This is a genomic window from Eisenbergiella tayi, assembly GCF_001881565.1.
Classification (GTDB): domain Bacteria; phylum Bacillota; class Clostridia; order Lachnospirales; family Lachnospiraceae; genus Eisenbergiella; species Eisenbergiella tayi.
The window spans coordinates 25952-37112 of the sequence record NZ_MPDJ01000019.1; the positions used below are offsets into that span (position 1 = coordinate 25952).

The 11161-nt window shown below is 50.1% G+C and carries 12 protein-coding genes; 7 read left to right on the forward strand and 5 right to left on the reverse strand.

The features are described 5' to 3' along the window. Positions 1–196: 196 nt before the first annotated feature. From gpmA to sufU, 6 genes are all read left to right on the forward strand, one after another. Positions 197–958 (forward strand): 2,3-diphosphoglycerate-dependent phosphoglycerate mutase, encoded by a 762-nt coding sequence (gene gpmA, locus BLA28_RS32645; RefSeq protein ID WP_069158841.1) that lies wholly within the window; start codon positions 197–199, stop codon positions 956–958. Between the two features lie 233 nt (positions 959–1191). Then, complete coding sequence (sufC, locus tag BLA28_RS32650) at positions 1192–1950, forward strand: Fe-S cluster assembly ATPase SufC (RefSeq protein ID WP_069158842.1); 759 nt, start codon at positions 1192–1194, stop codon at positions 1948–1950. 33 nt (positions 1951–1983) lie between these two features. Then, a complete protein-coding gene (sufB, locus tag BLA28_RS32655) occupies positions 1984–3390 on the forward strand; it encodes a Fe-S cluster assembly protein SufB (RefSeq protein ID WP_069158843.1) in 1407 nt (468 codons plus the stop codon). 25 nt (positions 3391–3415) lie between these two features. Then, a complete protein-coding gene (locus tag BLA28_RS32660) occupies positions 3416–4525 on the forward strand; it encodes a SufB/SufD family protein (RefSeq protein WP_069158844.1) in 1110 nt (369 codons plus the stop codon). After that, positions 4518–5750: an aminotransferase class V-fold PLP-dependent enzyme gene (locus tag BLA28_RS32665; RefSeq protein WP_069158845.1), complete on the forward strand. Its 1233-nt coding sequence runs from the start codon at positions 4518–4520 to the stop codon at positions 5748–5750. The genes BLA28_RS32660 and BLA28_RS32665 overlap by 8 nt, the downstream gene beginning before the upstream one ends. Next, entirely contained in the window at positions 5740–6174 is a 435-nt protein-coding gene (gene sufU / locus BLA28_RS32670) for a Fe-S cluster assembly sulfur transfer protein SufU (RefSeq protein ID WP_069158846.1), read from the forward strand. Before BLA28_RS32665 ends, sufU begins: the two co-directional genes overlap by 11 nt. A 100-nt stretch (positions 6175–6274) precedes the next feature. Here sufU and BLA28_RS32675 read toward each other — a convergent pair whose 3' ends face one another. From BLA28_RS32675 to BLA28_RS32695, 5 genes are all read right to left on the reverse strand, one after another. Further along, positions 6275–6640 (reverse strand): metal-dependent transcriptional regulator, encoded by a 366-nt coding sequence (locus tag BLA28_RS32675; RefSeq protein ID WP_044969522.1) that lies wholly within the window; start codon positions 6638–6640, stop codon positions 6275–6277. Between the two features lie 93 nt (positions 6641–6733). Then, positions 6734–8116: an MATE family efflux transporter gene (locus BLA28_RS32680; protein ID WP_069158847.1), complete on the reverse strand. Its 1383-nt coding sequence runs from the start codon at positions 8114–8116 to the stop codon at positions 6734–6736. Between the two features lies 1 nt (position 8117). After that, a complete protein-coding gene (locus BLA28_RS32685; RefSeq protein ID WP_069158848.1) occupies positions 8118–9131 on the reverse strand; it encodes a phosphotransferase family protein in 1014 nt (337 codons plus the stop codon). 94 nt (positions 9132–9225) lie between these two features. Next, positions 9226–9771: a helix-turn-helix domain-containing protein gene (locus tag BLA28_RS32690; protein ID WP_071699756.1), complete on the reverse strand. Its 546-nt coding sequence runs from the start codon at positions 9769–9771 to the stop codon at positions 9226–9228. An 18-nt stretch (positions 9772–9789) separates the two neighbouring features. Beyond that, entirely contained in the window at positions 9790–10215 is a 426-nt protein-coding gene (locus BLA28_RS32695; protein ID WP_143131530.1) for a cupin domain-containing protein, read from the reverse strand. 338 nt (positions 10216–10553) lie between these two features. On the opposite strand from BLA28_RS32695, the gene BLA28_RS32700 reads away from it, so the two are divergent. Continuing rightward, complete coding sequence (locus BLA28_RS32700; RefSeq protein WP_176726839.1) at positions 10554–10769, forward strand: FeoA family protein; 216 nt, start codon at positions 10554–10556, stop codon at positions 10767–10769. Positions 10770–11161 lie beyond the last annotated feature (392 nt).

The following is an 11161-nucleotide window of genomic DNA, read 5'->3' on the forward strand; positions in this document are numbered from 1 at the left end:
GGAAGGCCGCGGATACAGGAAGTTCTTGAATCCCCCCCTATTGAGAAAAAACGAGCGGTAAATGTGATTGACAGAAGAAAGGTATGGGAATATAGTTTAATAAACTATAGCTAACCATGTATATGACATAGGAAGAAAAAAGGCCCCTGCCATTTGGTCAGGGCCTTTTTCCATAAAGAAACGGAGGTCATTATTTATGAAACTTGTATTAGTAAGACATGGAGAAAGTATCTGGAATAAGGAGAACCTTTTCACCGGCTGGACAGATGTGGATTTGTCTGAAACGGGAGAAAAAGAGGCGGCAGATGCGGGACGGACGCTGCTGGAGCAGGGATATGATTTCGATCTTTGTTATACCTCTTATTTAAAAAGAGCGATTCATACCCTGGATCACATTCTGGAGGAAATGGATCGCTGCTGGCTGCCGGTGGTTAAAACCTGGAAGCTGAATGAGCGGCATTACGGAGCCCTTCAGGGACTGAACAAATCGGAGACGGCGCTGAAATACGGAGAGGATCAGGTGAAAATCTGGAGACGATCCTTTGATATTGCGCCGCCCTTCCTTGAGGAGACAGATCCGCGCAATCCTGCCCTGCAGGAGCAGTACCGTCAGGAAAAATCGCAGAGCGGCGATATCCTTCCTCTGGGAGAAAGTCTGAAGGACACGATTGAAAGGGTAGTTCCTTACTATAATGATGTTATCCTGAAAAGCATGAAGGAAGGAAAAAGGGTTCTCGTTGCCGCACATGGCAATTCCATCCGCGCGCTTGTCCAGTATTTTGAGAATCTGAAACCGGAAGAAATTGTCGATGTAAATATTCCGACAGGAATTCCGCTGGTCTATGAGTTCGATGAAGCAGGAAAATTTATCAAAAAAGAATATCTGGGCGATCCGGAAGCAATTAAGTCTAAAATGGAGAAGGTTGCGGCCCAGGGCAGCGTTTCAAAGACATCATGAGCAGACGGCGCCGTATTCAGGCAGTGAGCTGGTATACTGCGAATTCGAAACATTTTCATAGGGAAATATCAGGTAATTATAAAAATGAGAAACATTATCATTTATAATGCTTCTCTTATATTGATTAATCCGATAGGAATCACTATAATAGGATTTGAACAATTCATACTAAAATAGTAGGAAATGTTCGGATCCTATTTTTTTATAGAACATGACAGCGAAGGAGGATACAGATGGCAGAACAATTATTGCAGATAAATGGATTAAAGGTAAGTGCGGAGGACAAAGAGATTCTTCACGGAATAGATTTGACGGTGAACAGAGGTGAAACCCATGTGCTCATGGGGCCTAACGGGGCAGGAAAATCCACGTTGGGCTATGCGCTTATGGGAAATCCCAATTATATGGCAACACAGGGAAGCATCCGGTTTGACGGAAAGGACATCACGGAGGAAGCGGCGGACAAGAGGGCCAAAGAAGGCATTTTCCTTTCCTTCCAAAATCCTCTTGAGGTGCCCGGCATTTCCCTCGGCAGCTTTATCCGCAGTGCCCTGGAGCAGCGCAGGGGAGAGAAACTCCGGCTTTGGGATTTCCGCAGGGAAATGAAGAAGGCGATGGACGTGCTTCAAATGGAAGAAAGCTATGGCGACAGGGATCTGAATGTGGGATTTTCAGGCGGAGAAAAAAAGAAGGCCGAAATCCTGCAGCTGCTCATGCTGCGTCCGACACTGGCGATTTTGGATGAAACGGATTCCGGACTGGATGTGGATGCGGTGCGTACCGTTTCCCGCGGCGTTGAGGAATATCAGAAAAATGAGAAAGGTTCTCTTCTTATTATCACTCACAGCACCAAAATCCTGGAAGCCCTGAAGGTAGATTATACTCATGTCATGGTGGATGGCCGCATTGTTGCCACAGGGGATGGCTCCCTGGTAGAGGAAATCAATGCGAAGGGCTTTGAAGCATATTGCCGGGAAGCCATCCATGGATAATTTGCTCCGGGAAAAGGAAGAAAGGAGTTCGTAATGGAAGAAAAAACCTATGTAGATGATATAGACAGAAGCATTTATGATATAAAGAACGACGAAAAGGATGTATACCGGATACAGGAAGGGCTGACGCCGGAAATTGTCACAGAAATTTCAAGGAAAAAAAAGGATCCTTCCTGGATGGAAATTTTCAGGCTGCAGTCCCTGCAGATATATAACCGCATGAAGGAGCCGGACTGGGGACCGTCCCTGGAGGGGCTGGATATGGAGCATATTGTGACCTATGTAAGGCCGAATACCCATATGAGCGGCAAATGGTCCAATGTGCCGGAGGAAATAAAGAATACCTTTGAACTGCTGGGAATCCCCCAGGCGGAGCAAAAATCACTTGCCGGTGTGGGAGCCCAGTATGACTCAGAGCTGGTATATCATCATGTACGGGAAGAGGTGGCAGCCCAGGGCGTGGTTTATACGGATATGGAGAGCGCCCTGAAGGGGGAATACGCTCCGATGGTCCAAAAGCATTTCATGAAGCTTGTCAGGCCGGATGACCACAAGTTTGCCGCCCTTCATGGGGCCGTGTGGTCAGGAGGTTCTTTTGTATATGTGCCGCCCGGCGTTTCGGTAACGATACCCTTACAGTCCTACTTCCGCCTGAACGCGCCGGGAGCGGGGCAGTTTGAACACACGCTTATCATTGTGGATGAAGGGGCGGATCTTCATTTCATTGAAGGCTGTTCCGCACCCAAATATAATGTTGCCAATCTCCATGCGGGCTGCGTGGAGCTGTATGTGAGAAAAAACGCGAAGCTGCGTTATTCCACAATTGAGAACTGGTCCAAAAATATGTATAACCTGAATACGAAACGTGCGGTGGTGGAGGAGGGCGGAGTCATTGAATGGGTTTCCGGCTCTTTTGGCTCCCACGTATCTTGTTTATATCCCATGAGCATTTTGAAAGGAAAAGGCGCAAGGGCGGAATTTACCGGAATCACCTTTGCAGGAAAAGGGCAGAATCTGGACACGGGGGCCAAAATGGTACACCAGGGTCCGAACACCTCATCCTTTGTAAATACCAAGTCCATCTCCAAGGACGGAGGGGTAAGCACCTTCCGCAGTTCAGTGGTGGTGGGAAAAGACGCAGCCGGAAGCAAGGCGGCTGTATCCTGCCAGTCCCTGATGCTGGATGACTATTCCCGCTCGGATACCATTCCGGCCATGGACATCCGGACGCCGGATGCGGATGTCGGACATGAGGCCCAGATAGGAAGAATCAGCGAAGAGGCGGTATTTTACCTGATGTCACGCGGGATCGGGGAAGAGGATGCCAGAGCCATGATAGTCAGCGGCTTTGCAGATAATGTATCCAAGGAGCTTCCGCTGGAATACGCGGTGGAGATGAATAACCTGATTCAATTGGAAATGAAGGGCAGCATCGGATAGAGTGCCAGGAGAGGAGGTAAGAAAAATGAAACAGGGAACAGAAATGAAAATAAACAGACTGTCTGTGCGGACATGGAACTGGCTGCACATGAACGAAAGCAGTCTTTCCGATATAGATACCGTCCTGCTTAGCCGGGACAAACCGGCGGACGGACCTGTGCTGACACTGCCGAAGGAAGGCATATCCTGTATCAGGGGCATGAGCACCGGAATGGTGGAGGCCGGTTTCCGGGATATTGCCACGGGCATGGGGCCGGATATGGAGGAGCTGATAAGAGAAAGCGGCACTCCGGTGGAAATTATCCGGGTTAAAAAAGGGGAAAAACCGGAAGCCCCTGTGAAACTGGCTTTTCCCTGCAAGGAAGGGGAACATGGCCTGTATGCGGCCTATGTGTATGCGGAAGAAGGCAGCAGCGTCACGGTAATTATGGAAGCGGACTCTGCCCGGCAGGCCGGAGGCACAGCCGGATTCCAAACCAGGCTTTATGCCGAAAAGGACGCCAGGATACGTCTGATACAGGTCCAGCTTCTGGGAAAGGAGTACGGATACCTGAATGATGTGGGAGGAGCCTGTGAGGAGGGAGCCTCCATAGAATTGGTTCAGCTTTTCCTGGGAGCCAGGAATATCTACGCGGGCGGCAGCGTTAACCTGGCAGGAGACGGAAGCCGGATGCAGACCGCCATAGGCTATCTGGGAACAAAAAATCAGAAGCTTGATATGAACTATACAGCGGAGCATTACGGAAAGAAGACGGAAAGCCTGATTGAGGCAAAAGGCGTGCTTCGGGATAACGCATCCAAGCTTTTCCGGGGAACGATTGATTTTCGAAAGGGCTGTGCCGGCGCGGAGGGCGCGGAAAAAGAAGAAGTGCTTCTGCTGGGGGATGAAGTGGTGAACCGGACGATCCCGCTGATATTATGCGGAGAAGAAAAGGTACAGGGAAGCCATGGGGCTACGGCAGGACGTATGGATGAAGAAAAGCTGTTCTATTTCTGTTCCAGAGGATTGAGCAGGGAAGAAGCCTGCGATATGATGGCCCGGGCGGGCATTGATGCTGTCTGCAGTAAAATACCGGATGAAGCCCTGGTGGAAAAGGTACAGGCCTATCTGGAAGAAGGAGGCCATAATGGATAACAGAAACGAAGAAAAGGACTTCCGAAAGGATTTTCCCATATTTCAGCAGAAAAAGGAGCTGATTTATCTGGACAATGCGGCAACCTCCCAACGGCCGGCCTGTGTTCTGGAAGCAGAAAGGAATTTTTATGAAAAAACGAATGCCAATCCGTTAAGGGGCCTGTACGAGCTGGGGCTGGAGGCCACGGATGCATATGAAAAGGCGAGAAAATGCGTGCAGGGCTTTCTTCATGCGGGGAAAGCGGAGGAAATTATTTTTACCAGAAATACTACAGAAGCGCTGAACCTGGTGGCTTACAGCTACGGCTTAAACCGCCTGGGCCCCGGAGATGAAATCCTGGTGAGCATCATGGAGCACCACAGCAATCTCCTGCCCTGGCAGATGGTGTCGCGCAGGACGGGAGCGGAACTGAAATTCCTGGAGTGCGGCCAGGACGGGGAGCTGACGGAGGAGCAGATCCGCAAAGCCTTTACACCCCGCACCAGGCTGGCGGCTGTCACACAGGTTTCCAATGTGTTCGGAAGAGAGAACCCTATAAAGGAAATCGTCCGCATCGCTCATGAGCACGGCGCCGTAGTGGTGGCAGATGCCGCACAGAGCGCGCCGCATATTCCCATAAACGTTCAGGAGCTGGATGTGGATTTTCTCGCATTTTCCGGACATAAGCTCATGGCGCCCATGGGAATAGGTGTCCTCTATGGAAAAGAAGAACTGCTTCAGGATATGCCGCCCTTTCTCACAGGCGGGGAAATGATAGAACGGGTAGGAAGATATGATGCCGTATATGCGCCTCTTCCCCATAAATTTGAGGCCGGGACGGTAAATGCAGCCGGAGCCGCGGCGTTGGGCGCTGCAATCAGGTATCTGGAAGGAATAGGCTGGAAAACCCTTCAGGAAAGGGAAAACCGGCTCACGGCCCTCGCATTGGAACAGATGGAGCAAATTCCGGGAATCCGTGTCCTGGGCTCCCGGGATGCCGGGGAACACTGCGGGATCCTTACCTTTACGGTGGAGGACGTCCATCCCCATGATGTGGCCTCCATTCTGGACGCGGATCATATTGCCGTACGCGCGGGGCACCACTGTGCCCAGCCGCTGATGGAATATCTGAAGGTTCCCTCCACGGTCCGCGCCAGCATCTCGTTTTATAACACAGCGGAAGAAATAAGGGCTTTTACGGAAAGCCTGTCACAGGTAAGGAGGAAAATGGGATATGGAGAATAAAACCTTTTATCAGGAAATACTGCTGGACCATAACAGGAACCCCGCTCACAAGCATACCCTGCCGGATGCGGAGTTGGAACTGGAAGGGGTGAATCCCAGCTGCGGGGACGATATCGTGCTGCAGCTGAAAATAGAAAACGGAATGGTTGCAGACGGCGCCTTTCACGGAAACGGCTGCGCCATTTCCCAGGCTTCGGCGGATATGATGCTTGATTTGGTGATTGGAAAAACAAAGGAAGAGGCCGGAAGGGTGACGGGTATTTTCCTGAAAATGATTCAGGGACAGGCGGCGCCGGAAGAACTGGAAGAACTTGAGGAAGCGGTATGCCTTCAGGATGTTGCCCACATGCCCGCGCGGGTAAAATGTGCGGTTTTAGGCTGGCATACCCTGGAGGAATTATTGAAAACAGAAGAAAAGGGATAGCCGGAAGAGCATGCACGGGTTCTTTCTCTGGTTTGGGTATATTATCAATCATAAAAAGGTATCTCGCAGGCGCTTTTTTCGCCCGGGGATACCTTTTGGTTTATTTCTTATTTACGTGTTTCTTAATCGCCTCAAAACTTTCCTTACTGATAACATGCTCAATCTTGCATGCGTCCTCGGATGCAGTTTTCTCGTCTACACCGAGCTTTACAAGCCATGCGGAAAGCAGCTGATGCCTTTCATAAATCATATCGGCGATTTCACGGCCGGAAGCAGTCAGATTGATAAAACCTTCTTTGGATACGGTGATATGCCCCAGCTCTCTCAGGTTTTTCATGGCTACGCTGACACTTGATTTCTTGAAGCCCAATTCTTCCGCAATATCAACGGAGCGGACCACCGGATGCGCTTTGCTGAGTATTAATATAGTCTCCAGATAATTTTCGGAGGATTCCCCTACTGCCAAACTACTCACCTCCAATTCTTTTTGTAAAGCAGCTTATTATTGTAAACTAATTGAAGTTAGTATAGCATATATCAGATGGAACAGCAAATGCAATTACGAATTATGATGCATTTGCCGGAATTTCCCATACAGAGGCTGTGCCCATAAAGAAATACAGACGGTGATACCCAGAGAAAATGCCGCTGATACAGGAAAAGCATACCAGATCCCGGAAAGGCCGAACAGCGCTGCCAAAATCCATGCGGCAGGAATAAAGCATAGAAACTGATTGCAGAATACAAGCAGAAAGGATACTGCTTTGCGGCCTGTGGCCTGAAAATAACAGGTCAGCAGGGACTGCATACCGAGGAACAGCATCTCCGTCATGACCGGAGGCAGTACATGGCTGCCGAGTGTAATGACGTCACTGTCCGAAGTGAACACCCGCATTAACTGCGGGGAACAGAAGGCGGTTATCATGCAGATAAGAATTCCATACGCTGCCGTAACGACACCTGACAATTTCATAATTTCCCGGACGCGGTTTCTTTTTCCCGCCCCGTAGTTTTGGCCGATAATTGGCTGGATACCCTGTATCAGGCCGCTGACCGGAAAGCGGAAGAATACGTCAATCTTATTGACGAGTCCATAAACACTGATTGCTAGATCGTCCCCATACTGTTTGAGAAACCGGTTGGCTGCGATCAGGGAAAAGCTTGTGCCGGATAACTGTAAAAAGGAAGGAAAGCCGATAAAAACAATCTCCCGAAGCAGCGTCATGTCAGGACGGAAGTGCTTCAATTGAATGTGCAGCCGGCTCCTGCCGGACAGGAAAAAATAATAGAAACTCATTCCCATCGAAATACACTGAGACAGCACCGTTCCGAGAGCCGCCCCGGCAACCCCCATTTTAAGGCCGAATATAAATAGCAAATCTAACAGGATGTTCGCGGACAGAGGGATAACCCAGATTAACATGGCATAACGGCTGCTGCCTTCGGCCCGGATCAAACTGGAAAATCCGGTGCTTGTTACCGCGCCGATCAGTATGATTCCGGTATATTGCTTTGCATAGGGCATCAGTGTTTCAGTCACGCCGATCATATGTAAAAGCTCATCCAAAAACAGCAGACCAAACACAGTAACAAACAGTGCCGAAGCATAAAAAAGCATAAAGGCATTCGCAGCGGTTTTCGCCGCCCGTTCCATATTCTGCCGGCCAAGCTCCCGTGAAATAACAGATGCCGCTCCGCTGCCCACCGTAGAGGAAACAGCGGACAGAAAAAGAAAGAAAGGGAAAGATACGCTTACGCCTCCTACGGCGGCGGTTCCGGCCCATTGAGAGATGAATAGGGTATCAAATAAATTGTAGGCGTTATAGGCCAGAACCCCAACGATGGATGGAGCCGACATTTCCCATATCAACTGTCCTACGGGGGCGTTTTCCATGTAAGAGAGTTTGTCTTTGTTTTGCCGTATCCTGGGTTTGGTTTTCATTTCAATCCTCACTGTGATCGGCTTGACTAAGGGTTTTCAGGCATTTGCGTATTTGAACCTTCGCCCACAGTCCCTGCAGCTTCCCATAGAAGAAACCGTAACGAAAGACTTCCGAAGCCATTATGGTCATCAGGTAAAGGCGGTACAGTTGGCCGCGCCGCGCATCTGCAGCCGTGTAGGCGGTACGGCGGCTTGCCTTCAGATAGGCCGCAAGAAAAGCCTTTTCACGCCGGACATCATCCGTAAAGACGAATGCGGCCGGAAAATCCGCGAAAGGATCTCCCCAAAAGGAGCGTTCAAAATCCAGAATGCCTTCGATTTCATAACCATGTCCGGTATCCTTTACAAAAATGTTGCCTTCATGACAGTCGAATTCCACAAGGCAGGGCTTTTTTGGTTCTGTCAAAAGTGAGGCATTTTTGCGCAGTGCGGCTTCGATCCTGTTGTAAGGCAGGCGTATGTTATGCGTATGGGCATCCTGTAACAGCTGGCGGAACATTGCCCGGAAGGCTTCTTCCCATGTGGCATACTGACGGGATAAATCTTCTGTAAAATATCCGAAATATGGTCCCTCTATGTGATGCAGTTGTTCCAGATATTCTGCCTGCTGTTCCCGGATATGAGCTATCTCGTCCGGGCGCAGTTTCTTTATGACATCGGAAAGAGGAACGCCCTCCAATGCCGTCATAAAAAAATAATTGCCTGCAATCTGCCGTTTGCTGAAATCAAAGGCCAGTACTTCCGGCACAGGTACGGATGTCTGCTCCTGAATCAGACGGTAACATGCAACTTCAACCGGCATGATATCCTGTTCGTAACTCAACAGCGGAGTGCCGGGGATAACCCCTGCTTTCAGCACTACGTCACGTCCGGAAGAGGATAACCGCATACGGTAGATCGCATTGAACATTCCTCCCTTCAGTTCCCGGATTTCTTCCGGCTCACACCCAAAATGCAGCTTCACTAATGCGTGTATTTCCGATTCCGTCAATCGATTCTTTGTCTTGCTTTTCATCAGTCGTCCTCCCGGCGGTCAATTTTATTCCTATTATAAAAAAGAGCCCGCCCGATGTCTTTATCCCGGGCGGGCAGCTTTCTATCCTGATCCGTCATGTTGCCTGATGGTTCCACAGCTTACGGTAACTGCCTGGCGGCATGCCGTATATGCGTTCAAACTGCTTATACAGGCCGGATGGGGAGGTATATCCCAGAGTATAGGCTATAGTCTCTATCGGGTCATCGGTCCGGGCCAGTAATTCCGCTGCAGCCTGCATCTTTACCGCCGCAGCCGCATGGGAAAAATTCTTCCCGGTTTCCATTCGGAGAAGCCGTCCGGCATGATCGGCGCTATAACCGATGGAGGCGGCAAAGCCGCTTAATGTGGCATCCCGTAAATGGCTGGAAAGATAGGAGTTAAGCCGCGCTGATAGTTCGCCGGAGGGCTCCGCCTGTCTTCGGGTTAACTCAATGAAAAGCAAGATCAAATAACTGTGTACGGCCTGCTGCCAGAACGCACACCGGGTACATGCCTCAACGAGCAGAGTCTGCATATAAAAGTCAACCTTTGGGGAACACCTGTCAAATACGGTAACAGGTGTTCCCGGTATACTGACAGCGGGAGAGCCTGTTTCCTCAAAAAAAGAGGATGGAATCATAAATTTCAGAATAATGTCCTACTCATGACACCGCTCTATTGCATGAATGGCGCCCGGATGCACGAGGCAAGCCTGTTTTTCCCGCAGAACAAGAGTGGTATCGGCCGGAATAAAGTGCTGTTTACAGCAGCCGCGGAATACATAGATCAGTTCGCAGCCATCGTGGCTGTGGAAGTACGGTATCTGGCACAGCGTGTGCTTGGCCGCAGCAAATTGTTCCGAGCGGCGGATCGGAATGCTTTTTCCGTCAAAGGGCCATACCGGAGCGTCTGTCAAGCGGAAAAGTTCAGGCAGATGGGCAGCATTTTGATCCAGCATGGAAAGAACCTCAGTGCTGTTTACGAAATCAGACCGCATCATATCGACCAGCATTTCTGCAGATCGATACGCCTTTTGTTCCTGCTGCTCCTGTTTCCTTAATATTTCCCCCATTTGCCGATCCATGCCTTTTCTCCCTGTCTGTGCCGCGAATTTGTTTTTGTAATTATATAGTTTTTCCCTGCAAATAGCAATGCATTTTCCATACCCCAGGAAACGTATACAGATAAAAAAGTCCGGCGCGGCCTGTCCCTGTTCTTTCTGCCGCCTGGTTTCCTCTCCCGGTCTTTCTGCGTGGGCTGCTGCGCTGCAAGGTTCCTGTGCAGGACTTTTTATCTGCCCGCTGTTGAGAAAAAACTATCAATAAGAATATTGACAACTAATGGAAGTTAGCATATACTAACCAAGAAGAGACAGGTAATGAAAACAATTCTCAAAATCAAAAAGGAAAGAGGATGAAGCTTATGCCATTGACTTTGGTGAATGCGGGCGAACCGAATGTAATACGCAAGGTTGGCGGAAAAGAGGAAACCAGAAGATTCCTGGAAAATCTGGGGTTTGTGGCCGGCGGTGTCGTAACGGTTGTATCTGAAATGAACGGCAGCATGATTGTGAATGTTAAAGATTCCAGGGTAGCCATTGGAAAAGATATGGCAAACAAAATCATGGTGGGATGCTGATAAGCAGTAACCGTACAGCCTTCAGCCGCTGCCTGGGCCTGCCCCGTGGCTCCTGCCGTTCTCCTGCTGCCCTGCTGCCTTCCCCTGTGGGACAGCGCCCGGCAAGGTTCCTTGCAGGGGACGCTCTCGCTCGGATAATCACGCAGCGGTACTAAGGCTGCACAGGACGCAGCCTAAGGACCGGCGTGCTTATAACGCCCCTTACAGGAATCCTTGCCGGGCGCTGTCCCACAGGGGAAGGCCGCAGGGCAGCAGGCGAACGGCAGGAGCCACGGGGCAGGCCCTGGCCCTTACACACAGCAAGATGGGTACAAGAGACAGGCGGAAAAAGGAGCGGATTTATCGGGACAATGCGGCCCCGACCCAAAGCCCGACCCGGGATCCGGTAGGAC